General features: G+C 66.0%; 23 protein-coding genes. 9 read left to right on the forward strand and 14 right to left on the reverse strand.

Annotation, left to right across the window (positions count from 1 at the left end):
• Positions 1-380: 380 nt before the first annotated feature.
• The 3 genes from DN824_RS10930 to DN824_RS10940 all read left to right on the forward strand — a co-directional run bounded on the left by DN824_RS10930 (position 381) and on the right by DN824_RS10940 (position 4,175).
• Positions 381-821 carry a c-type cytochrome gene (locus DN824_RS10930; protein ID WP_138408430.1) on the forward strand — a complete coding sequence of 147 codons (441 nt, stop codon included), beginning with the start codon at positions 381-383 and terminating at the stop codon, positions 819-821.
• Between the two features lie 3 nt (positions 822-824).
• The gene (locus DN824_RS10935) at positions 825-2,249 is read left to right on the forward strand and encodes a cbb3-type cytochrome c oxidase subunit I (protein ID WP_138408431.1); all 1,425 of its coding nucleotides are present in this window, start codon (positions 825-827) and stop codon (positions 2,247-2,249) included.
• 84 nt (positions 2,250-2,333) lie between these two features.
• Positions 2,334-4,175: a nitric oxide reductase activation protein NorD gene (locus DN824_RS10940; RefSeq protein ID WP_138408432.1), complete on the forward strand. Its 1,842-nt coding sequence runs from the start codon at positions 2,334-2,336 to the stop codon at positions 4,173-4,175.
• A 105-nt stretch (positions 4,176-4,280) separates the two neighbouring features.
• Here the strand turns inward: DN824_RS10940 and DN824_RS10945 are convergent, their stop codons facing one another.
• The 4 genes from DN824_RS10945 to ytfE form a co-directional block, all read right to left on the reverse strand.
• Complete coding sequence (locus DN824_RS10945; RefSeq protein ID WP_138408433.1) at positions 4,281-4,472, reverse strand: DnrP protein; 192 nt, start codon at positions 4,470-4,472, stop codon at positions 4,281-4,283.
• A 4-nt stretch (positions 4,473-4,476) separates the two neighbouring features.
• Entirely contained in the window at positions 4,477-5,160 is a 684-nt protein-coding gene (locus tag DN824_RS10950) for a Crp/Fnr family transcriptional regulator (RefSeq protein ID WP_138408434.1), read from the reverse strand.
• Positions 5,161-5,234: 74 nt separating this feature from the next.
• Entirely contained in the window at positions 5,235-5,366 is a 132-nt protein-coding gene (locus DN824_RS22810; protein WP_282097003.1) for a hypothetical protein, read from the reverse strand.
• Between the two features lie 31 nt (positions 5,367-5,397).
• On the reverse strand, positions 5,398-6,069 hold the full coding sequence (ytfE, locus tag DN824_RS10955) for an iron-sulfur cluster repair protein YtfE (protein ID WP_138408471.1): 672 nt from the start codon (positions 6,067-6,069) through the stop codon (positions 5,398-5,400).
• 305 nt (positions 6,070-6,374) lie between these two features.
• On the opposite strand from ytfE, the gene ubiU reads away from it, so the two are divergent.
• Genes ubiU through ubiT form a run of 3 tightly spaced genes read left to right on the forward strand, consistent with a single transcriptional unit; the run spans position 6,375 to position 8,754 of the window.
• Positions 6,375-7,370, forward strand: coding sequence for a ubiquinone anaerobic biosynthesis protein UbiU (gene ubiU, locus DN824_RS10960; RefSeq protein WP_138408435.1), 996 nt, complete (start codon positions 6,375-6,377; stop codon positions 7,368-7,370).
• A 23-nt stretch (positions 7,371-7,393) separates the two neighbouring features.
• Positions 7,394-8,284, forward strand: coding sequence for a U32 family peptidase (locus DN824_RS10965; protein WP_138408436.1), 891 nt, complete (start codon positions 7,394-7,396; stop codon positions 8,282-8,284).
• The gene (ubiT, locus tag DN824_RS10970; protein ID WP_138408437.1) at positions 8,278-8,754 is read left to right on the forward strand and encodes a ubiquinone anaerobic biosynthesis accessory factor UbiT; all 477 of its coding nucleotides are present in this window, start codon (positions 8,278-8,280) and stop codon (positions 8,752-8,754) included. Before DN824_RS10965 ends, ubiT begins: the two co-directional genes overlap by 7 nt.
• A 4-nt stretch (positions 8,755-8,758) precedes the next feature.
• Here ubiT and DN824_RS10975 read toward each other — a convergent pair whose 3' ends face one another.
• Positions 8,759-9,157, reverse strand: a complete 399-nt coding sequence (locus DN824_RS10975; RefSeq protein ID WP_138408438.1) for a putative zinc-binding protein — start codon at positions 9,155-9,157, stop codon at positions 8,759-8,761.
• A 63-nt stretch (positions 9,158-9,220) separates the two neighbouring features.
• Positions 9,221-9,898: a Crp/Fnr family transcriptional regulator gene (locus DN824_RS10980; protein ID WP_138408439.1), complete on the reverse strand. Its 678-nt coding sequence runs from the start codon at positions 9,896-9,898 to the stop codon at positions 9,221-9,223.
• Between the two features lie 216 nt (positions 9,899-10,114).
• Between DN824_RS10980 and DN824_RS10985 the strand changes: the two genes are divergently transcribed.
• The 3 genes from DN824_RS10985 to DN824_RS10995 are packed head-to-tail and all read left to right on the forward strand — an operon-like array spanning position 10,115 to position 13,016.
• Positions 10,115-12,121, forward strand: a complete 2,007-nt coding sequence (locus DN824_RS10985) for a ribonucleoside triphosphate reductase (protein WP_138408440.1) — start codon at positions 10,115-10,117, stop codon at positions 12,119-12,121.
• 32 nt (positions 12,122-12,153) lie between these two features.
• The gene (gene nrdD, locus DN824_RS22815) at positions 12,154-12,318 is read left to right on the forward strand and encodes an anaerobic ribonucleoside-triphosphate reductase (RefSeq protein ID WP_138408441.1); all 165 of its coding nucleotides are present in this window, start codon (positions 12,154-12,156) and stop codon (positions 12,316-12,318) included.
• 2 nt (positions 12,319-12,320) lie between these two features.
• Complete coding sequence (locus DN824_RS10995; RefSeq protein WP_138408442.1) at positions 12,321-13,016, forward strand: anaerobic ribonucleoside-triphosphate reductase activating protein; 696 nt, start codon at positions 12,321-12,323, stop codon at positions 13,014-13,016.
• Positions 13,017-13,062: 46 nt separating this feature from the next.
• Here the strand turns inward: DN824_RS10995 and DN824_RS11000 are convergent, their stop codons facing one another.
• The 8 genes from DN824_RS11000 to mexE form a co-directional block, all read right to left on the reverse strand.
• Positions 13,063-14,481 carry a 4Fe-4S binding protein gene (locus DN824_RS11000; RefSeq protein WP_138408443.1) on the reverse strand — a complete coding sequence of 473 codons (1,419 nt, stop codon included), beginning with the start codon at positions 14,479-14,481 and terminating at the stop codon, positions 13,063-13,065.
• Complete coding sequence (locus DN824_RS11005) at positions 14,478-15,335, reverse strand: FTR1 family iron permease (protein WP_138408444.1); 858 nt, start codon at positions 15,333-15,335, stop codon at positions 14,478-14,480. Before DN824_RS11005 ends, DN824_RS11000 begins: the two co-directional genes overlap by 4 nt.
• Before the next feature lie 49 nt (positions 15,336-15,384).
• The gene (locus DN824_RS11010) at positions 15,385-15,717 is read right to left on the reverse strand and encodes a cupredoxin domain-containing protein (RefSeq protein ID WP_138408445.1); all 333 of its coding nucleotides are present in this window, start codon (positions 15,715-15,717) and stop codon (positions 15,385-15,387) included.
• A 13-nt stretch (positions 15,718-15,730) separates the two neighbouring features.
• Positions 15,731-16,261, reverse strand: a complete 531-nt coding sequence (locus DN824_RS11015) for an iron transporter (protein WP_174236870.1) — start codon at positions 16,259-16,261, stop codon at positions 15,731-15,733.
• Between the two features lie 116 nt (positions 16,262-16,377).
• Complete coding sequence (locus tag DN824_RS11020; protein ID WP_138408447.1) at positions 16,378-16,578, reverse strand: DUF3079 domain-containing protein; 201 nt, start codon at positions 16,576-16,578, stop codon at positions 16,378-16,380.
• Between the two features lie 155 nt (positions 16,579-16,733).
• On the reverse strand, positions 16,734-18,122 hold the full coding sequence (locus DN824_RS11025) for an efflux transporter outer membrane subunit (protein ID WP_138408448.1): 1,389 nt from the start codon (positions 18,120-18,122) through the stop codon (positions 16,734-16,736).
• Positions 18,119-21,292: an efflux RND transporter permease subunit gene (locus tag DN824_RS11030; RefSeq protein ID WP_138408449.1), complete on the reverse strand. Its 3,174-nt coding sequence runs from the start codon at positions 21,290-21,292 to the stop codon at positions 18,119-18,121. The genes DN824_RS11025 and DN824_RS11030 overlap by 4 nt, the downstream gene beginning before the upstream one ends.
• 118 nt (positions 21,293-21,410) lie before the next feature.
• Positions 21,411-22,652, reverse strand: a complete 1,242-nt coding sequence (gene mexE, locus DN824_RS11035; protein ID WP_138408450.1) for a multidrug efflux RND transporter periplasmic adaptor subunit MexE — start codon at positions 22,650-22,652, stop codon at positions 21,411-21,413.
• Between the last annotated feature and the right edge of the window lie 149 nt (positions 22,653-22,801).

The following is a 22,801-nucleotide window of genomic DNA, read 5'->3' on the forward strand; positions in this document are numbered from 1 at the left end:
ATGCTATGGCGGGCTTCGTGCGAGCACGCTTGATGACAATCAAGAGAAGCCCCAGTAGTCCTTGAGCGTGACGCCGTGTCGCGGATAGGTTGCGGTGGACGACCGCCGTTGTTGCGGGCCGGGCAGGGTCCTGCTTGCCCGCTTAGGCCAGGGCAGGGAGATGTGGCCTCGGTCGATGGGTTCCTGGTCGGACGACTACATCCCAGGGCCTGCCCCAGCCAGCGGTTCGCCAGAGAGCCGGGCTGTCTGCGCCAGATAAAACGCCACCCTGTCAACGCCCCTAAACCCGAGTGCCGTGTTCGGGTTTTCTTGATTGCTATCAAGCAGGTTTCGGTAGGCCGCTTCTTAAACTGGCCACGCCAAGCCATGAGGAGGCGACCATGTCCGAGACCTTCACCAAGGGAATGGCCAGGAATATCTACTTCGGGGGAAGCGTGTTTTTTCTCCTGGTATTCCTGGGCCTGACCTATCACACGGAGCAGACCTTTCCAGAGCGATCCAACGAGTCGGAGATTTCCGAAGCGGTCGTTCGTGGCAAAGCGATCTGGGAAAACAACAACTGTATCGGCTGCCACAGCCTGCTTGGCGAAGGCGCCTACTTTGCGCCGGAGCTGGGGAACGTCTTCGTTCGCCGCGGTGAGGATGCGGCCTTCAAACCATTCCTGCAGGCATGGATGAAGGCTCAGCCGTTAGGTATTCCGGGTCGTCGCGCCATGCCGCAGTTCCACCTGAGCGAGCAGGAAGTGGACGACATGGCTGAGTTTCTAAGGTGGACCTCGAAGATCGATACCAATAACTGGCCGCCGAACAAGGAGGGTTGAGCGATGAGCATTTTGAATCCGCATCTCAAATTCCAATCGCAGGCTGTCGCCAAGCCTTATTTCGTGTTTGCGCTGATGCTGTTCGTCGGGCAGATCCTGTTCGGTCTGATCATGGGGCTGCAGTACGTGGTCGGCGACTTCCTGTTCCCGTTGATTCCATTCAACGTGGCGAGAATGGTTCACACCAACCTGCTGATCGTCTGGCTGCTGTTCGGCTTCATGGGGGCGGCTTACTACCTCATCCCCGAGGAAGCGGACCGCGAACTGCATAGCCCGAAACTGGCGATCATCCTGTTCTGGGTCTTCGCCGCGGCCGGCGTGCTAACCATCCTCGGTTACCTCTTCGTGCCCTACGCGGGGCTGGCGGAAATGACCAGGAACGAATTGCTGCCGACCATGGGGCGCGAGTTCCTCGAACAGCCGACCATCACCAAGATCGGCATCGTGATCGTGGCGCTGGGCTTCCTCTACAACATCGGCATGACCCTGCTCAAGGGTCGCAAGACCGTGGTCAGCACGGTGATGATGACCGGTCTGATCGGCCTCGCGGTGTTCTTCCTGTTCTCCTTCTACAACCCGGAGAACCTGGCACGCGACAAGTACTACTGGTGGTTCGTCGTGCACCTGTGGGTGGAAGGCGTGTGGGAATTGATCATGGGTTCGATGCTGGCCTTCGTCCTGATCAAGATCACGGGCGTCGACCGTGAAGTCATCGAAAAGTGGCTCTACGTCATCATCGCCATGGCGCTGATCACCGGCATCATCGGCACCGGCCACCACTTCTTCTGGATCGGCGCACCGACCGTGTGGCTATGGCTGGGTTCGATTTTCTCGGCCCTGGAACCGCTACCGTTCTTCGCCATGGTGCTGTTCGCGCTGAACATGGTTAACCGTCGTCGTCGCGAACATCCGAACAAGGCCGCTTCGCTGTGGGCCATCGGCACCACGATAACCGCCTTCCTCGGCGCTGGCGTATGGGGTTTCCTGCACACCCTGGCCCCGGTCAACTACTACACCCACGGCTCACAGATCACTGCCGCTCACGGTCACCTGGCCTTCTACGGCGCCTACGCGATGATCGTGATGACCATGATCAGCTACGCCATGCCGCGCCTGCGTGGTTTGGGCGAGGCGCCGGATGCACGGGCGCAGCGCGTCGAGGTCTGGGGGTTCTGGCTGATGACCCTGTCCATGGTCGCCATCACCCTGTTCCTCACCGCCGCCGGCGTGGTGCAGGTCTGGCTGCAACGCATCCCTGCCGATGGCGCCGCCATGTCCTTCATGGCGACTGCCGACCAGCTGGCCATCTTCTTCTGGCTGCGCCTGGTCGCCGGCGTGTTCTTCCTGATCGGTCTGGTCTGCTACCTGTACAGCTTCCGCCAGCGCGGTCGGGTACCGGTCGCAGCAGCGGCAGCCGCCGCGGCCTGAGACGGTTCGCAATGAGCATCGACGGCCCGGCTGGGTAGCGGCGGGCCGTTTTGCGTTTCAGCTGCCAGCACGGAGTAACCCGCCATGGCTTTTACCATCGAAGTGGAGGAGTGGGTCGGTAGTGTCTGGCACCGCTTCATCACCCGTCGCGCCAGCCCGGACTTCCCGGAGGCGCGGGTGGAGCTGGAGAGCATGCAGCGGCCGCTGTCGCTGCTGTTCCGCGCCATGGGCGGCGCCAGCGGCGTCGGTGTCGAAGCCGCCAGCGCGCGTGACATGCTCGTGCGGCGCAACCTGCTGCAGCAGGTCGCCGGCACCTGCAAGCAACTGCCGGTGGCCTGGTGCGACGCCAGCAACCTGCGGCTGCCACAGAGCCTGGCGGTGTACCCGGAAGTCTCGCTGAACCAGGACCTGTATCGCTGGCTGGCGCTGCTCGCCGCGCAGGCGGGTCAGATGCGCCATTGGGCGCGGGACAACCAGCGCTGGACCCAAGCCATCCTCGAGCAGCTCCCGGCCATGCGTGCGCGTTACCGGCGCCTGGTCGAGGCCCATCTGCAGTTGCGCCCGGACCCGAGCCAGCTGCCGAAGGCCGAGGCCGCACTGGAAAGTGCGCTGTGCCAGGCGCTGCGTGAACCGGGCAGCGTCAGCCAGTTCCCACGTAGCGAGCGCGCGCCCTGGCCGTTGCCGCTGTGGCTGTATCCGGCTGACAACCTCGGTGAACCCCAGGCCGCGCAGCGCGCCGAGGAAGGCGACGGCAATCTGGAAACCCCACCCGGCGGCGAGTCGCGCCAGCGCAAGCGGGCTCGGCGGGTCGAGGAAAGCTCGAGCAAGGGCGGCCTGCTGCTGTTCCGTCTGGAAAACCTGTTCAGTTGGTCCGAGCACATCGAGTTGGATCGCTGCGGCGACGACACCGAAGATCTGGACGCGGCCCGTGTCGCCGAGGACCTCAACGAGCTGGCCCTGTCGCGTCAACGTATGCGTCAGGGCGGTGGACTGAAGCTGGACCTGGACCTCCCGGCCGCAGACTTCGACGATGTGCCGTTGGGCGAGGGCATCAAGCTGCCCGAGTGGGATTATCGCAAGCAATGCCTGCAGAAGGACTTCGTCAACCTGCAAATGATGTTGCCACGTGGCTCCGAGGCCAAGCCGTTGCCGCTGCACCTGTCGCCCCTGGCGCGGCGGTTGCGCCGGCAGTTCGAGCACCTGCGCAACGACCGCCAGTGGCTACGCCAGCAACCCCAGGGTTCCGAACTGGACATGCAGGCCTGGCTCGATTTTCACGTCGAGCGGCAGAACGGCCAGTGCGCCGAGCGCGGCCTGTTCATGGAACAGCGGCAGAACCGCCGCGACCTGGCCTGTCTGCTACTGGCCGACCTGTCGATGTCCACCGATGCGCACCTGGACAACGATCACCGGGTGATCGACGTGGTGACCGACAGCCTGCTGCTATTCGGCGAGGCGCTGTCGGCGGTGGGCGATCCCTTCGCGCTGTACGGATTCTCCTCACTGCGTCGCCATCAGGTACGCCTGCAGGAGCTCAAGGGCTTCGGCCAGCCCTACGGCGACGAGACCCGCGGCCGCATCCAGGCGCTCAAGCCCGGTTACTACACGCGCATGGGCGCGGCGATCCGTAGAGGCAGCGAGTTGCTCGGCAACTGTAAACAACGGCGCAAGCTGCTGTTGCTGGTGACCGATGGCAAGCCCAACGACCTGGACCTCTACGAGGGCCGCTACGGTGTCGAGGACACCCGCCAGGCGGTACTCGAAGCACGTAGCCTGGGGCTGCTGCCGTTCTGCATCACCATCGACCGCGAGGCTGGAAGCTACCTGCCTTACATGTTCGGCGCCAACGGTTACACCCTGATCAGGGACCCAAAACAACTGCCGCTACGGCTGCCGCAGCTTTATCGGCAACTGACCCAGCCATAGCCGTGACGGGATGGCGCGGCGCTGCCCCGCCCAGCCGCGCAGATGTGGTGGGATGAAATCCATAGGTCGCGGGTCTGCACTGACGGTATTCGGTCGTTCTGGATCTCAGAAGAGATGGCGCGGCAGCCAGACGATCATCACCGCACAGAACAGCGCCAGGGCGATGCAGAACCACAGGAAGCGGCGCTGTCGACGCGCCGGGGCCGCGTCAGCCAGCACGGGAAGCGGCATGCCGCAACCGTGACATTCGGTTTCGCCGGGCGGTGCGTCTCGCTGGCAGTACAGGCATCTGGGCATCAGGTCACTCGAACTGCTCGAGGCGCTGGCGGTCGAGGATCGTGATCAGCCGGCCCTCCAGCTCGATGATCCCCTCGTCAAGGAGGCGGCGCATGATTCGCGAGAAAGTCTCCGGCTGGATCGACAGGTGACCCGCTACCAGCTGCTTTGCCATTGGCAGCTCGAATCGGTTGCCACACTCGGGCACCCGCACCGATTGGGTAAGCAGGTATCGGATCACCCGGTGGGTGGCGTTCTTCAGCGACAGGGTCTCGATCTCGTTGATGCGCTGGTGCAGCCGCATGCTGAGCTTGCCGAGCAGGGCGAAGGTGAGCCGCTGGTTGGCTTCCAGAAGCCGCATGTAGGAAGCGTTGGAGAAACGGTAGGCCTGCGTCGGACATAACGCCTGGGCCGACGCCACGTAATTGGGCGTGTCCATGAGCATCATGGCTTCGGCGAAGGTCTGGCGATTGCCGACCACTTCGAAGACCTTTTCCTGGCCGTCCGGAGTCAGCCGATAGATCTTCGCCGCGCCGGAAATCAGAAAGTAGAACGAATCCGCCGGCTCACCCTGCTGGAAAAGGTGGTCACTCTTGTCCAGGTTGAGCAACTGACTGGTGGCCATCAGCTCCTCCAGCTGGTCGTCGCTGAGTGGTTCGAACAGGTGATGGCTGCGAAGAATCTGGTGGTGTACGCGGTGAAGCAGCATGCAGGGCATCCTGTTTGTCGTGGAACCGGCGGGTGAACCATAGACCTGCGCCGGTTTTTCTGTCCTGAGCTGGATCAACGCACCAGCGGTACGCTGCCGTTGGTGCTGCCTCCGGACGTCGTGATGTTCAGGGACAGGACGCTGGCGAAAGCAAGGACCGAGGCCAGCACCAGGCTCCAGGCGAAAGGGAAGATGAGCGTCTTCATGGTCGTATTCCCGGTTGGCCGTTGGAGGGGGTTAGCCCCGGACCGCGCATGGGAAGAGGATGTTGTTTTCAAGGTGAATGTGCTGCATGAGGTCGTCGCGCAGCTCGTCCAACCCGCGATAGAGGGCGCGCCAGGTGTTGCAGGCGTGCGCCGGCGGAGTGATGTTGTTCGTCAGTTCGGCCAGTCGAGCCAGAGCTTCGCCGTGCTGGTCATGTTCCAGGCGCATTACCGAGATCGGGCCGCTGGCCTGAGGCGAACCAATGTCACGGCGAAGCAGCGGGAAAAGGATTTTTTCCTCCTTGAGCATGTGGCTCTCGAGCTCCTGCTGCATCTGCCACAGATGTTCGGCGAGGCCTCTGGGGCACTCGGAGCGTTCACCATGGACCTGTTCGACACGGGCAGCCAGGCGGATGAGTTCGGGAAATTGTTCGCGGTGGCGTTCGTGATAGCGCGCCAGCAGATGGTCGATCAGGGCGCCGTGCGTGGTCTGGCGCCAGTCCACCGGGTCGCCCGATTGCGCATCAAGTGCAGCCAATTCGTCGGCGATGCGCTCTGCATCCAGCGCCTGGCGCATGGCCGCTTCCCCGAGGGTCAGGCCGCCGGCGCAACAGAAGTCCAGCTTGTGCTGGCGCAGCACGCGGGTCGCCCCGGGAAGGGAGCAGGCCAGGTCACCAAGGGTCCGTTCAAGCAGTGCAAGAGTCATGTTGGAATTCCCTGCAGAGAGTTTTGCCAGGGCCTTCGCAAACACTGTGCCAGCCGCCAGGGCGCATGAATCCTGGCGTCGAGCACCGTCAATGGTGGAAATGACCACGAAAAGCCCGGTATCGATCACCAGAAGGGTGAATCCGACCCTGGGCTTCTTGCTGGGCCGCCTGCCCGACGAGCGGGCAACCTTGACCCCTATCAATGTCCGCTGCCGAACGGCTGCCTAGACTGCCGGCCGTCCCGCCGCTGCGCCTGGCGCGGCGCGAACGTGCGCAGCGGCCTTCCCATCGACGAGGAATTGTCATGCACCTGGTCTGCCCGGCAGGAAGCCTGCCCGCGCTCAAGGCCGCCGTCCAGCAGGGCGCCGATGCCATCTATGTCGGATTTCGCGACGACACCAATGCCCGCCACTTCGCGGGGCTCAATCTCGATGATCGTCAGCTGGACAAGGGGCTGCAGCTGATCCGCGAGAAAGGACGCCAGCTCTACGTGGCGGTCAACACCTATGCCCAGCCGGAAGGCTGGGTGCGCTGGAAGCGGGCGGTGGACCAGGCGGCCGACCTGGGCGTCGACGCGCTGATAGCGGCCGACCCCGGCGTGCTCGGCTATGCCAGCCGGCGTCATCCGGCGCTCAAGCTGCACCTCTCGGTGCAGGGCTCGGCGACCAACGCCGCCGCCCTGGCGTTCTACCACGAGCGCTACGGCATCAGCCGCGCGGTGCTGCCGCGCGTGCTGTCGCTCAAACAGGTCAGGCAGGTGGCGGCCAGCAGCGTGGTGCCCGTCGAGGTGTTCGCCTTCGGCAGCCTGTGCATCATGGCCGAGGGGCGCTGTCACCTGTCGTCCTACCTGACCGGCGAGTCGCCGAACCTGTGCGGCGTCTGCTCGCCGGCCAAGGCGGTGCGCTGGGTCGAGGAGCCGGAGGGACTGACCTCGCGCCTGAACGGCGTGCTGATCGACCGCTACGGCAAGGGCGAGGCGGCCGGCTACCCGACCCTGTGCAAGGGGCGGTTCCTGGTCAATGGCCAGCGCTTCCACGCGCTGGAGGAGCCGACCAGTCTGAACACGCTGGACCTGATCCCGGAATTGGCCGCCATGGGCGTCAGCGCGGTGAAGGTCGAAGGGCGGCAACGCAGCCCGGCCTATGTCGAACAGGTCACTCGCGTCTGGCGCGCCGCACTCGACGCCTATCTGCAGGCGCCCCAGCACTATGCCGTGCAGCCCGCCTGGCGCTCGGTTCTCGACGGCCTTTCCGAGGGCTCGCAAACCACCCTGGGTGCCTACCACCGGGCATGGCAGTGAATCCCCCTATGCAGGAGCCAACCATGAAACTGAGCCTCGGCCCGGTGTTGTTCTACTGGGATCGCCAGAAGCTGCACGACTTCTACGCCGACATGGCGAGCCAGCCGCTGGACGTCATCTACCTGGGTGAAACCGTCTGCTCGAAGCGACGCAGCATGGGGCTGGACGACTGGATCGGCCTCGCCCGGGAGCTGGCGCAGCAAACCAAGGCGCAGATCGTCCTGTCCAGCCTGACCCTGGTGGAAGCCGCTTCGGAGCTGTCCGGCGTGCGCCGCCTGTGCGAGAACGGCGAGCTGCTGGTCGAGGCCAACGACATGGGGGCCGTGCAGTACCTGTCGGAGCGGCGCCTGTCCTTTGTCGGCGGACCTGCGCTGAATCTCTACAACGGCCATGCGCTGGCCGAACTGGTGAGCAGTGGCATGTGCCGCTGGGTACCACCGGTGGAAATGTCGGGCGCCCTGGTACGCGGTGCTCGCAAACAGCTGGCGGAACTGGAGGTCGGCCTGCCGGAAATCGAGATATTCGCTTATGGCCACCTGCCGCTCGCCTATTCGGCGCGATGTTTCACCGCGCGGGCGGAAAACCGGCCTAAGGATGACTGCCAGTTCTGCTGCAAGCACTACCCCGAAGGCATTCCGCTGCTCAGCCAGGAGGGCGAGGCACTGTTCACCCTCAACGGTATCCAGACCCTGTCCGCCGCGACGTCCAACCTGTTGGCCGATTACCCGACATTGCAGGCATGCGGGGCCGATCTGCTGCGCCTGAGCCCGCGTGCCGAAGGCATGGGGGCGGTCATCGCGGCCTTCGATGCAGTGCGCCAGGGCGCGCAGCCGCCGCTCGCCGTCGAGGGGTGCAACGGTTACTGGCACGGCCGGCCGGGGATGCTCCGCGCAGAGGAGGCCGGCCTGTGCTGAACCCCCGCGAGCATGCGATGAAACTGGGCGAGCAGTTGCTGCCGTGGCTGGCCCGTACGCCTTTCGCGCTGCAGCGCACGGTGCTGGAGCGAAGCCTCAACCGGCTGTTCGCCGAGCCGCTGGCCGACGATGCCTTCGAGGCCCTGGAGGGCAACTGGATGCGTCTGGAGGTCGCCGACCTCGGGCTCGCCTGGTGCCTGACCTGCGAGCGACGAGCGCTGCGCATCGCCCGACAGGCGCCGGTGCGGGTGTCCATCCGCGGCAACTGGCGCGAATTCCTGCTCCTGGCCAGCCGGCAGGAAGACCCGGACACGCTGTTCTTCCGACGCAGGCTGGTGATCGAGGGGGATACGGAGCTGGGCCTGGCGATCAAGAATCTGATCGACAGCCTCGACCCCGACCTGCTGCCTCCCTGGCTATGGACGCTATTGCAGCGTGCCGGCATGCAGGTGGCGCAGGTGCAGGGCTGATACGTCAGACCGGGAGCGTTCGCTCCCGGGGCTGCATGCGATCGCTGGCCAGGATGTCGCGCATGTCTTCGAACAGGGCGTTGGTCTCGGCCTCGCTGCAGTCCTGCCCATAGCGCTTGCGAAGACCGTAGCTGCTGAGGGTGATGTGTACCTCGGCGGTGACCCCGTGCTGCGCCAGGCAAGCCCGCGCGCAGTGCAACCGGCAACCGTCGATGGCCAGGATGGCCCGTCCGGAGTTGGCCTTGTTCACCAGCGACCCGACCCGACCGCCGACGCCGGCGATACAGGACATCTCCGCGAGCCCGGCTCGATCCAGCCGCACCGCGAGCGTGTTGGCCAGTTGCGCCACGTTCGAGCAGCCGGAGCAGGAATACACCAGGGGCAGGGTAGTGGACTTGGACATGGGCATCTCCGGTTGGGGCCGATGCGATCGGCCGGTCAGTCAGTTGAGGGGAGGGTCGCGGGGTCAGTCCTGGTAGGCCGCCAAGCCCTGGTTGTCGAGGATCTCGATGCGCCGACGCTGCACGTTGATCATTCCCGACTCGGTCAGCCGATGCAGGATGCGCGAGAAGGTCTCCGGCTGGATGCCAAGCTTGGAAGCGATCAGCCGTTTCGGCACATCCAGGGTCACCACGCCGTTGTCGTTGTCCTGCGACTGGTAGAGAAACCGCACCACCCGGTGGCTGGCGTTGGCCAGGGTGAGGGTGTCGATCTCGTTCATCCGTTGGTGCAGGCGGATGCTCAGGGTCGCGAGGATATCCAGGCAGATGCTCGGGTGTTCCTCGAGCATGCGCCGGTAATGCGGACCATGCAGGCTGGCGACCAGGCTTGCCTTGAGCGCGGTGGCGGTGACCGGGTAGTTGGGCGTGCCGGTGAACAGCAAGGCCTCGGCGAAGGATTCGCCGGGGCGGATGACCTCCACCAGCTTCTCCTGGCCGTCGCATACCACGCGGTGCAGCTTCACCTGGCCACTGAACAGAAAATAGAAACGCTCGGCTTTCCCTCCCTGATGGAACAGCGCGGTGCCGGCGCAAAGACGCCTGAGATTGGCCGACGCACAGACCTCCTGCAGCGCGGGCTCGGGCAGCCGGCTGAACAGATGATGGCGGCGCAACTGGGCGACAAGCGAGGTTTCGGTAAGCATGTTTTTCCCCAGGCCCCGGCTCGGGACGACTCGGCCGCATCCTAAGAGCGCGGATGCCCCTGTTTCCTTGACCAACGACAAGATCGATGCCCGATGGGGAAAAAGCAGTCACCGCCGCGGCTTGACGCTGGTCAATTCCTTCCACCGCCTTACGCACTACATTCCACGACATCTTGTGGTTTCATTTTTATTTTCTACTAGATGTTGAGGTGAAAGATGGGCGGAACTCCAGATATCCACCTGCCGGCCTCGGTTCGCAAGCGCGATGGCCGCCTGCTGGCGTTCGAGCTGGACAAGGTCGCGCGGGCGATCGAGGCGGCTGGCGAGGCCACCGGCGAGTTCGGCGCCGACACGGCACTGACGCTCGCCGACCGGGTGCTGGCGCGGCTGGCCAGGCGGGTCGTCGAGGTCGAGCAGGTGCAGGACGCCGTCGAGCGCGTGCTGATGGAGGCGGGACACTACGCGACGGCGCGTGCCTACATCGTCTATCGCGAGCGCCATGGCCGGTTGCGTCGGGACCGCAAGGCCATCGTCGATGTCGCCGCCTCGATGAACGAGTACCTGTCGCGCGAGGACTGGCGGGTGCGTGCCAATGCCAACCAGGGCTACTCGCTCGGCGGGCTGATCCTCAACGTCTCCGGCAAGGTCACCGCCAACTACTGGCTCGACGAGGTCTACAGCCCCGAGATCGGCGCCGCCCACCGCGAGGGCGACCTGCACATCCATGATCTGGACATGCTCGCCGGCTACTGCGCCGGCTGGTCGCTGCGCTCGCTGCTCAACGAAGGCTTCAACGGCATCTCCGGGCGAGTCGAGGCCGGCCCGCCGAAACACCTCTCCAGCGCCCTGGGGCAGATGGTCAACTTCCTCGGCACCCTGCAGAACGAGTGGGCGGGGGCCCAGGCCTTCAGCAGCTTCGATACCTACCTCGCACCCTTCGTGCGCAAGGACCGCCTCGGCTACGACGAGGTGCGCCAGGCGATCCAGGAATTCATCTACAACCTCAACGTGCCGTCGCGCTGGGGCACCCAGACGCCGTTCACCAACCTGACCTTCGACTGGGTGTGTCCGGAGGACCTGCGCGAGCAGATTCCCTACATCGGCGGCGTGGAGATGCCCTTCGCCTATGGCGAGCTGCAGGCCGAGATGGACCTGATCAACCGCGCCTACATCGACGTGATGCAGGCCGGCGACGGGCGCGGGCGGGTGTTCACCTTTCCGATCCCCACCTACAACATCACCCACGATTTCCCCTGGGACAGCGAGAACGCCGAGCGTCTGTTCGAGATGACCGCCCGCTACGGGCTGCCGTACTTCCAGAACTTCCTCAACTCGGACATGAAGCCCAACCAGGTGCGCTCGATGTGCTGCCGCCTGCAGCTGGACGTGCGCGAGCTGCTCAAGCGTGGAGGCGGTCTGTTCGGTTCGGCCGAACAGACCGGCTCGCTCGGTGTGGTGACGGTCAACTGCGCGCGCCTGGGCTATCTGCATGCCGGCGACTGGGCGGGCCTGCTCGAACACCTCGACGCCTTGCTGGAGCTGGCGCGGCAGAGCCTGGAGGTCAAGCGCAAGGTGATCCAGCACCACATGGACGCCGGCCTGTATCCCTACACCAGGCGCTACCTGGGTACGCTGCGCAATCACTTCTCCACCATCGGCGTGAACGGCCTGCACGAGATGGTGCGCAACTTCACCGACGATCACGATGGCTTGCACACCGAGCCCGGCCGGCGCCTGGCCGTGGCGCTGCTGGATCACGTGCGGGCGCGGCTGGTGCGGTTCCAGGAAGAGACCGGCCACCTGTACAACCTGGAGGCGACTCCGGCCGAGGGCACCACCTACCGCTTCGCCAAGGAAGACCGCAAGCGCTTCCCGGACATCCTTCAGGCCGGCACCGCCGAGGCGCCGTACTACACCAATTCCTCGCAACTGCCGGTGGGCCATACCGACGATCCGTTCGAGGCGTTGATGCTGCAGGACGAGCTGCAGTGCAAGTACACCGGCGGCACCGTGCTGCACCTGTACATGGCGGAGAAGATTTCCTCCGCGCAGGCCTGCAAGACCCTGGTCCGCAACGCCCTGAGCCGTTTCCGGCTGCCGTACCTGACGGTCACGCCGACCTTCTCGATCTGCCCCGTGCACGGCTACCTCGCCGGCGAGCACGAGTTCTGTCCCACGTGCGACGAGGCGCTGCTGGCCCGGCAGGCCACGTGCTGCGCCTGAATCTTCTCCCACCCAAGCAAAGGAGCGACACCATGAACCCAGCGAATCCACTGCCCGAGGCCGAGCGTCAGCGTTGCGAGGTCTGGACCCGCGTGATGGGCTATCACCGCCCGGTAGCGGCCTTCAATCCCGGCAAACAGTCCGAGCACCGAGAGCGGACGCACTTCACCGAGCGTGCCGCCGGACTGGCGCGCTGAGCATGGCCCCCGCCCTGAGGGTCGGGGGCCTGGTGCCCCTGACCACCCTCGATTTCCCCGACCACCTCGCCTGCGTGTTCTTCTGCCAGGGGTGCGGCTGGCGCTGCCGTTACTGCCACAACCCGCAACTGATTCCCGCCTGCGGTACGTCCGAGCTCGCCTGGGCGGACCTGTTGGGATTTCTCCGCGAGCGAGTCGGGCTGTTGGAGGCGGTCGTCTTCAGCGGTGGCGAACCGACGCTGCAGCATGCGCTGCCGGATGCGATCGAGCAGGTCCGCGCGCTGGGCTACAAGGTCGCGCTGCACAGCGCCGGCATCAAGCCGAAGCTGTTCCGCCAGGTTCTGCCACTGGTCGACTGGGTGGGCTTCGACGTCAAGGCCACGCCGGAGCGCAGCCGGTCGATCACCGGCGTGCCGGGCAGCGGCGAGGCCAACTGGCAGAGCCTGCTCTACCTGCTCGATAGCGGGGTGGCCCATGAATGCCGCACCACCGTGCACTGGCAACTGTTCGAGCCCGACGAGCTCTGGAACATGGCCCGCCGCTTGCGCACCCTGGGTGTGCAACGCTTCGCCGTGCAGTGCGTGCGCACCGCCCGGATGCTCGATCCGGAGCTGGCCGACAGCCGCCCGCCCTACGATCAGCAGAAGCTCTGGGAGCGTCTGGACCAGCTGTTTCCTTCATTCGTGCTGCGCGGATAGATGCCGTCCGACCGTGCCCTGGAAGGTGCTGGCACGCGGGCGAAGCTCAGGCCCAGCCCCAGAACTGCAGGTACCAGCCGTAACCGACCACGGCGCCTCCCAGGACACAGCAGCCGAACGCAAGCGGCCGGCGAAGGCCGTTGGCGCCATGCCGGCTGATGACCTGCCAGCTCAGGTACAGGGTCCAGGCGACCGCGCCGCACAGGAGCCAGGCGCGAGCCGGCTGCGCCCAGGCCAGAAGGAAGCCTTCGTAGCGCAGCAGCTTCACGGTGGTGGCCGACAGGCCGAGAAAGAGACCCGCGCCGGCCAGCGGGGTGAAGGTCAGGGCCAGGTGCCGGAACACCGGCTCGCCGCGCCTCATCACCGCTGCCGCGACGCGTAGCGCGAGCCACAGGGCGCCTCCGATCAGCATCGTGCTGGCGCCGAGGTAGCTCAGGATCGTGGCACCGTCGAGCCAGGTGAAGGCGTCGTTGACCTCGGGATAGTGGGTCAGCAGCCACCAGGGCGCACTGGCCTCCAGCGGCCAGAGAATGTCCTGTTCGACCAGCCATCCGGCCGCCGCCTGCTTGAGGCCGATGAACCAGGGGCTGACCGTCCACTGGAAGGCGCCCATGGCGAGGCCGATCATGCCGAACAGAAGCAGGCGCACATCCCAGCGGCCATGCTGTGCTTGATCACCGACGATGAGTATCTCCGCATTGGGCGAGCGTGCGGTCAGCGCCACGGCACCGCGCTGGCCGCTGCAGCGCCCGCAGGCGTGGCACTCGCGATTGCCGCGCATGCGCCGGATGTCGATCAGCGGCGCGCAGTTGGGTGGCGTCAGGCGCGGACCCTGGTTGGCCTGCCAGAGCGCCTCGTCGACCCGGTAATGCAGCGGCGCAAGCCGCGCCAGCAAGCCGAACACACCGCCGACCGGGCACAGGTGCCGACACCAGATGCGCTTGCCGCGCCCATAGAAGAAGCCCACCAGCATGGCCGCGACGGTGGAGCCGCCGAGAATCAGCGCGGCCGCTCGGCCATAGTCGTAGACGCTGATCAGCTGTCCGTAGACGGTGGTAAGGATGAAGGCGACCGTCGGCCAGCCGCTCCAGCGAATCCAGCGTGGCGTGCGCCTGTTCAGGCCGCGCCAGCTGATCCATTCGCTGAGCGAGCCTTCCGGGCACAGCAGGCCGCACCAGAGGCGGCCGAACAGCCCCACCGACAGCAGCACGAAAGGCCACCACAGGCCCCAGAAGACGAATTGTGCGAGCAGGGTCAGGTGGTCGAGCATGCGTGCCTGCGACGGTGGCAGGGCGATCAGGGCGGGGACCAGCAGCAGAATCAGATAGAAAATCACCACCAGCCACTGGACGAGGCGGATGGCGCCGGCATGGTCGCGCAACCAGTCGCCGATGCGTGCCAGCGCGGCAGGTTCCGGCGCGCCGCTGGCCTGTCCTCGGCGCGCCTGGGCGGTGAAGACGTTCATGCCGGCACGGCCTGTGTTTGTCGCGGCGCTCGTGGACGCAACCACAGCCAGACCGCTAGCCAGTAGGCCGCCATCGACAGCACGGCCGCCAGCGACGGCATCGCCCGGTAGCCGGTCAGGCCGGCAAGGGTGGCGCCCAGACTGCCGCCGTCGTCGAGCAGAGCGGAGCTGTCCCACAAAGGGTCGCCGAACACGCCGTACAGGACCTCGGGCAGCTCCATGCCCATCAGCTGGCCGCTCAGGCGATCCAGGCCCGCCATCAGCAGGGCGGCGCCGAGGAGCAGCAGCAACGCTTCGCTGATCTGGAAGAAGCATCGCCAGGAGAACAGCCGGCTGCCGGCCCGCAGCGACGCATAAGTGAGCAGCGCCAGGCCGAAGCCGAGCACGCCGCCAGCGGCGAAGCCGACCAGGCTGGCCCCTTGCTGCTGATAGCCGATGCCGTAGAGGAAGACCACCGTCTCGCTGCCCTCGCGCGCCACCGCCAGCATCGCCAGCACCAGCAGGCCGAGGCCACGGCCGCTGTTCAGCTGCGCCTCGGCGCGGCCCACCAGGCCGCGCTCGAGACCACGCCCGTGGCGATGCATCCAGCCGACCATGTGCAGGATGAGAAAGCTGGCCGTCAGCAGCATGGCGCAGTGGAACCATTCGCCGGCCGGCCCGGCCAGCCAGTCGCCGGCTCGGAGGATGCCCCAGGCTAGCAGCGAGGCCAGGCCGAGCCCGGCGATCACGCCGCCCCAGAGCATGCGCAAGGCGTGACGGTTGCCCGGCTGCTGGCTGAGCCAGGTGTGCAGGATGCCGATGACCAGCAGCGCCTCGACGCTCTCGCGCCAGACGATGAAGAGGGATTGGCCCATGTCGCTTCTCCTGGGTGATCGTGGTGCGCCTGCTCGAATGGCCGCAGGACTACCTGGCGATGATTTCCCCTTCCGGCAGGTCCATGTGGAACTCGTCGAAGAAGGGGTAGCGGCCCGGTTTGAGCGGATGGATCACCACGAACGAGGTCACGCCGGGGGAGAGCACTTTCTCCACCCGCAACGGCGTGCTTTCGAACTCGATGGGGCCGCTGCCGGCGTTGTGGATGACGATCTTGAACCGTTGGCGAGCCGGTACCTCGATGGTCGCCGGCTCGAAATGGCCGTCGCGGATGGTCAGCTCGTAAGTCGGTAAAGCTGCCTGGAGGCTGTCGGCAAAACTGACGGCGAACAGAGCGAGTGCCGGAAGCAGGATGCGTCCCATGCTGACCTCCTGCTCAGTAACCGCCTTTCTTGCCGATGCCGGCGTAGGTGAACTCGTAATTCAGCTCGCAGCGCTCGAACCAGGGGGCGACGCCGGTTTCCTTGTCGACGTGGCGGCCGAACATGGCGTGCTCACCGCCCGGCGGCAGAATGGTGTAGGTCAGCCGGTATTTGCCGGGCCCCATGAGCTTGACGTTGTCGCCATAGTGCGGGCCATCGTTGGCGATCATCGGATGAAAGTCGCCTTCGATCTTCTCGTCCGAGCCTTGCTTGCTCAACGCATAGCGAATGTTCAGGTAGGGAACGAAACTGCCTTCCTGCCAGCCGTTGCGGTTGTCTTCCGTGGCAGCGATGTCGGCTTCCAGGTGGATGTCGGATTCGGCCGTAGCGCGCATCATGCCAGCCGGCTCCATCTCCACCGGCTGCAGGTACACGGCCCCGATCTCCATTCCTGCGCACGGCTGCGGTTCACCGATGGGGTATTCCCTAGCCTGGGCGGGGAGAGCGAAAAGGCTGGCGGCGACGAGCGAAACGGCAGAAGGCATCTGGCGCATGGTGTAAATCTCCGTATGAGGTAACACCAAGCTTCGCAGTCAGCGATGCAATCGATAATGATTAGCATCAATTTTGGAGAAAAGGCTCCTGGGACGAACCGCCACAGTCAGGGGTCTTCGGGAGGCTCGGCCGGCTTGTCGGGCTCGAAGCCCCAGGCGATGTGCCAGTCTTCGCCGAAACTCTCGCTGGGGTGCTCGGTACGTCCCGCGCCGTTGCCGCAGGCCAGGTCGTTCGCCGGGCAATAGCGGTCGCAGCCCCAGCAGATGCGCTCGGGGTGCTTGGGGTTGAGGGGGAATTTCTTCGCCATGTCCGCTCCGCAGGGTGTCCCGACAGCCTATGCCGATCCCCCCGGGCCGCCTTGATCTGGCTCAAGCTCGACGGGTGCCGGCGTGCCGGGCAAAAAAAGCCCCGCGACCAGGAGCCAATCGCGGGGCAAAGGTGAAGCGGATGCGGGAGAGGGGGTCAGCTGCTGATGTCCCAGCCGCCGCCGAGCGCCTTGTAGATGGAGACGATGCCGCGATACAGGTCGATCTCCGCCTGCGCCTGGGCATCTTCGGCGGCCAGGCGCTCACGCTCGGCATCGAGCAGGACGAGGAAGTCCACCGTGCCTTCGCGGTAGCGGATCGCCGCCTGGCCGGCCGCTTCGCGGCTGGCATCGGACTGACGCACCAGGGCCAGCAGGCGTTGCTGGATCTTGGCGTAGTCACTGAAGGCGTTTTCCGATTCTTCCAGGGCCAGCAGGACCTGCTGTTCGTACTGCGCCAGGGCGCCATCGGCATCGGCGCGCGCACCGCGCAGACGGGCCCGTACGCTGCCGAGGTCGAAGGCCGCCCAGCTGAGGGTCGGCGCGACGCCCCAGGCCCGGGCGTCCGACGAGCCTATCTGCGAACCACGCCCGGCGGTGAAGCCGAGGAACCCCGCCAGGCTGACCCGGGGGAAGAGGTCAGCCGTCGCCACGCCGACGTTCGCCGTGGCGGCCGCCAGTTGACGTTCGGCCGCGCTGATGTCCGGGCGGCGGCGCAACAACTCGGCCGGATCGCCGATCGGCAGCGCCTTGGCGATGGCCGGCAGCTCGCGGGGCGAGAGGTCGACCGTCAGCTGATCGGGGCGCTGGCCCATCAGCGTGGCGATGCGGTTGCGGGCCCGTACCTGCTGGGCCTGCAGCATCGGCAGCGTGGCTTCGATGGCGGCCAGGCGGGCATCGGCGCGCATCACGTCCAGCTGGCTGCCGATGCCGGCTTCGCGCAGCTGTTCGGTCAGGGCGCGCGAGTTCTGCTGGTTCTCGAGGTTGGCGCGGGCGATGCGCTCGCGCAGCTGGGCACCGCGCAGATCGCCATAGGCGTCGACCAGGTCGGCGATCAGGGTGATCTGCAGCTGATAGAGCTCGGCCTCGGCGCCCTGCGCCTGGGCTTCGCTGGCTTCGAGCTGGCGCTGGATACGGCCGAAGAGGTCGAGCTCCCAGGCCATGTCCAGGCCCAGGTCGTAGCGCTCGGCGTTGCCGCGGCGCTCGCTGAAGCCAGGCTGCTGCGCCTTGCCGATTTCGGCGCTGGCGCGGCTGCTCACGACGGGGAAGGCGTCGTTGCCGACGTCGTCACGGATCGCCCTGGCCGCCCGCACGCGGGCAAAGGCGATGCGCAGTTCGCGGTTTTCCTCGAGCGCCTGCTCCACCAGCTGGTCGAGGGTGCGGTCTTCGAACTGGCGCCACCAGGCACTCTCGAAGCGGCTGCGGTCGAGCGATGCCGCCTGGGCGTGGATCAGGTTGGCCGGCGCGGTCTCCGGCGCGCGGTAGTCCGGGCCTACCGCACAGGCGGACAGCGCCAGTGCGAGCAGGGCGGGGGCAAAGGCCTTCATGCATGAATCTCCTTGAGACGGGTCTGCCGGCGTGCTTCTCGACGTTCGACGAAGGCACGCAGCAGGACATAGAACACGGGGGTCAGCAGCAGCCCGAAGAAGGTCACGCCGAGCATCCCGGAGAACACCGCGACACCCATCGCATGGCGCATCTCGGCACCCGCGCCGCTGGAGATCACCAGCGGAACCACGCCCATGATGAAGGCGAAGCTGGTCATCAGGATCGGCCGCAGACGCAGGCGGCAGGCTTCGAGCACAGCGGCCACCCGGTCGAGGCCTTCTTCCTGTTTCTCCTTGGCGAACTCGACGATGAGGATCGCGTTCTTGCACGCCAGGCCCACCAGCACGATCAGGCCGATCTGGGTGAAGATGTTGTTGTCGCTGCCGGCGAGGATCACCCCGGCGATGGCCGAGAGCAGGGTCATCGGCACGATCAGGATGACCGCCAGCGGCAGGCTCCAGCTTTCGTACTGGGCGGCCAGCACGAGGAAGGCCAGCAGTACGCAGAGCGGGAAGACGAACATTGCGGTGTTGCCGGCGAGGATCTGCTGGTAGGTCAGGTCGGTCCACTCGAAGCTCATGCCGTTGGGCAGCTCCTCGCGCAGCAGGCGCTCCATCGCCGCTTCGGCCTGGCCGGTGCTGTAGCCGGGCGCCGGCGCGCCGTTGATCTCGGCGGTGATGAAGCCGTTGTAGTGCATGACCCGGTCGGGGCCTGAGCTGTCGCTGACCTTGACGAAGGTCGACAGCGGCACCATCTCGCCCCGGTTGTTGCGCACCTTCAACTGGCCGATCTGCTCGGCTTCGAGCCGGAACTGCTGCTCGGCCTGCACGTTGACCTGGTAGGTCCGGCCGAACCGGTTGAAGTCGTTGGCGTACAGCGAGCCGAGGTAGATCTGCATGGTGTCGAAGATGTCGTCGATGGCCACGCCGTGGGTCTTGGCCTTTTCCCGGTCGATCGCCGCTTCCACCTGGGGCACGTTGACCTGATAGCTGGAGAACAGGCCGGCCAGCTCGGGCACGCTCTGGCTCTTGGCGATGATGTTCTGGGTCTGCCGGAACAGCTCGTCATAGCCCAGGTTGCCGCGGTCCTGGATCTGCACGCGGAAGCCACCGATGGTGCCCAGGCCCATGACCGGAGGCGGCGGGAAGATGGCGATGAAGGCGTCCTGGATGCCGGCGAACTGGCCGTTGAGCTCGCCGGCGATGGCGCCGGCCGACAGCGAGGCGTCCTTGCGCTGGTCGAAGTCCTTGAGCGTGACGAAGACGATGCCGCTGTTGCTGCTGTTGGTGAAGCCGTTGATCGAGAGGCCGGGGAAGGCCACGGTGTTCTCCACGCCCGGGTGCTTGAGGGCGAGTTCGGACATCTTCTTGATCACCTCTTCGCTGCGGTCGAGGGTCGCCGCGTCCGGCAGCTGGGCGAAGGCCACCAGGTACTGCTTGTCCTGCTGCGGCACGAAACCGGTCGGCGTGTTGGCGAAGCCCATCCAGGTCAGGGCCATCAGCCCGGCGTAGATCAGTATCGCGATGCCGCTGCTGCGCAGGATGCGACGCACCGCGCCGACGTAGCCGTGGCTGGCGCGGTCGAACATGCGGTTGAACGGCTTGAACAGCCAGCGTCCGAACAGTGCATCGAGCAGGCGCGAGAAGCGGTCCTTCGGCGCGTCATGGGCACGCAGCAGGGCGGCAGCCAGCGCGGGCGACAGCGTGAGCGAGTTGAAGGCGGAGATCACCGTCGAGATGGCGATGGTCAGCGCGAACTGCTGGTAGAACTGCCCGGTGAGTCCGGAGATGAACGCCGTCGGCACGAATACCGCGCACAGCACCAGCGCCGTCGCCACGATGGGGCCGGTGACCTCCTTCATGGCCTGCTTGGTCGCCTCGACAGGCGTCTTGCCCAGGCCGATGTTGCGCTCGACGTTCTCGACCACCACGATCGCGTCGTCGACCACGATGCCGATCGCCAGCACCAGGCCGAACAGCGAGAGGGCGTTGAGCGAGAAGCCGAACATGTGCATGACCGCGAAGGTGCCGATCAGCGATACCGGTACCGCCACCAGCGGAATGATCGAGGCACGCCAGGTCTGCAGGAACAGGATCACCACCAGCACCACCAGCACCACCGCCTCGAGCAGCGTATGGACCACCGCCTCGATGGAGCCGCGCACGAAGATGGTCGGGTCGTAGACGATTTCGTAATCGACGCCCTGGGGGAAGGCTTCCTTCAGCTCGGCCATCTTTGCCCGCACGTTGTTGGACACGTCGATGGCGTTGGAGCCCGGGCGCTGGAAGATCGGCATGGCCACGGCGGGCTTGTTGTTGAGCAGCGAGCGCAGCGCGTACTGGTTCGAGCCGAGTTCGATCCGCGCGATCTCGCGCAGGCGGGTGATCTCGCCGTCTTCGCCGGCGCGCACCACGATGTTCTCGAATTCCTCCTCGGTGACCAGCCGGCCCTGGGTGTTGATCGACAGCTGGAAGCTGTTGCCGGCATTGGACGGCGGCGCGCCCAGCGAGCCCGCGGCGACCTGGCGGTTCTGTTCGCGAATGGCGGCGACCACGTCGGTGGCGGTGAGGTTGCGCGAAGCGACCTTGGTCGGGTCGAGCCAGACGCGCAGCGAGTATTCGCCAAGACCGAACAGCTGCACGTCGCCGATGCCGTCCAGCCGCGCCAGCTCGTCCTTGACGTTGAGCGTGGCGTAGTTGGACAGGTAGAGCATGTCGTAGCGCTCGTCCGGCGAGGTCAGGTGCACCACCATGGTCAGGTCGGGCGAGGCCTTGTCGACGGTGACGCCCAGGCGCTGCACCTCGGTCGGCAGGGTCGGCATGGTCCGGGTCACGCGGTTCTGTACCTGCACCTGGGCGGTGTCCAGGTCCGTGCCGAGGGCGAAGGTGATGGTCAGGGTCATCTTGCCGTCGGCGGTGGCCTGGGACGACATGTAGAGCATGCCCTCGACGCCGTTGATGGCCTGCTCGAGCGGCGAGGCGACGGTTTCACCGATGACCTTGGGGTTGGCGCCCGGGAAGTTGGCGCGCACCACCACGGTCGGCGGAACCACTTCCGGGTATTCGCTGATGGGCAGCTGGAACAGCGCGATGGCGCCGCCGATCAGGATGATCAGCGAAAGCACCGCCGCGAAGATCGGCCGCAGGATGAAGAATTGAGAGAAGTTCATCGGAGCATGTCCTGTGTATCGCTCGGCAAGGGGGCGCCGCTGCCCGCGGCAAGCGGGCAGGGCACAGACAGCACTGCAAAAAAGGGTGAACGCCTCCCGCGGCGCGGGAGGTCAGGCATCAGCTTCTGGGAGAACCGTTGGCATCGCGGCGGGCGACGCTCGGGGCCGGGTTCTGCTGCGCGGCCTCGATCGCTTCGCGCTGGCTGGCCAGGGCGGCGAGGGTGGCTTCGCTCGCCATGGGCACGTCCTGCGGTTCGACGTGCATGCCCGGGCGCACCCGTTGCAAGCCGTTGACCACGATGCGCTCGCCCTTGGCCAGCCCGCTGCGCACGATGCGCAGGCCTTCGAGGCGCGGGCCGAGTTCGACGGCGCGGTAGTCCACGTCATTGTTGGCATCGATGACCAGCACGAACTTCTTGCCCAGGTCCGTGCCGACGGCGCCGTCCTGGATCAGGGTGGCGTCGTAGCGGCCGCTGCCCACCAGCTTCAGGCGAGCGTACAGCCCGGGGGTGAAGCGCCCGTCGCGGTTGTCGAACACGGCGCGGCCGCGAATGGTGCCGGTGCGTGGGTCGACGCGGTTGTCGATGAAGTCCATGTGGCCGAGGTGCGGATGGCCGTCCTCGTTGGTCAGCCCGAGGTAGACCGGCGTGGCGTCGCCGCGCGAGCCCTTGCGGGCCAGTTCGCGGTGCTTGAGGTAGACGCGCTCGTCGGCCTCGAAGTAGGCGTAGACGCGGTCCGTGGAAACCAGCGTCGTCAGCAGGGTCTCCCCGGCGTTGACCAGGTTGCCCGCGGTCACCGCCGCATTGCTGACCTGGCCGTCGATGGGCGCGGTGACCTGGGTGAAGCCGAGGTCCAGCCGGGCCGAATCGAGCTGTGCCTGGATCGCCGCCACCGCCGCCTTGGCTTCCTCGGCGGCGCTGATGCGCGCATCGGCCAGTTCAGCCGAAATGGCGTTGCTCGAACGCAGCCGCTCGCCACGCTCGGCCTCGCTGGCGGTCCGGCGCTGCTGGGCGCGCGCCTGCTGCAGCTGGGCTTCGAGCCGCTTGACCTCGGCCTGGAACGGGCGTGGATCGATCTGGAACAGCAGGTCGCCTTTCTTCACCCTGGCGCCCTCGGTGAAGGCCACCTTGTCGATGTAGCCCGACACCCGGGGGCGGATCTGTACCGATTCAGGCGCCTCCAGGCGGCCGGTCAGCTCATCCCATTCGGTAATGGGTTGCTCGATCACCTGGGCGACGCTGACGGTCGGGGCCGAGGGCGCGGCCGATGCGCTGGCCTGGGGGGCCTTGTCGCAGGCGGCGAGCGCGATCATCGCGAGAGCGGCCAGAGGAAAACGCAAGGCCTTGATTGACTGATCCATGTAAGGGCTCCGCAAAGCAGGGAATAGACAGTGCGGCGAGTGTGCGTCCCGCGCGGTGGTACGACGAATCGAACAACGCGAAGATGAATATCACTGCCGGTGATGATTTAGTTGTATGTATCGATGCAGGTGAAGATCGACGGACAGCA

This window comes from Stutzerimonas nosocomialis (assembly GCF_005876855.1).
GTDB classification, from domain to species: Bacteria; Pseudomonadota; Gammaproteobacteria; order Pseudomonadales; family Pseudomonadaceae; genus Stutzerimonas; species Stutzerimonas nosocomialis.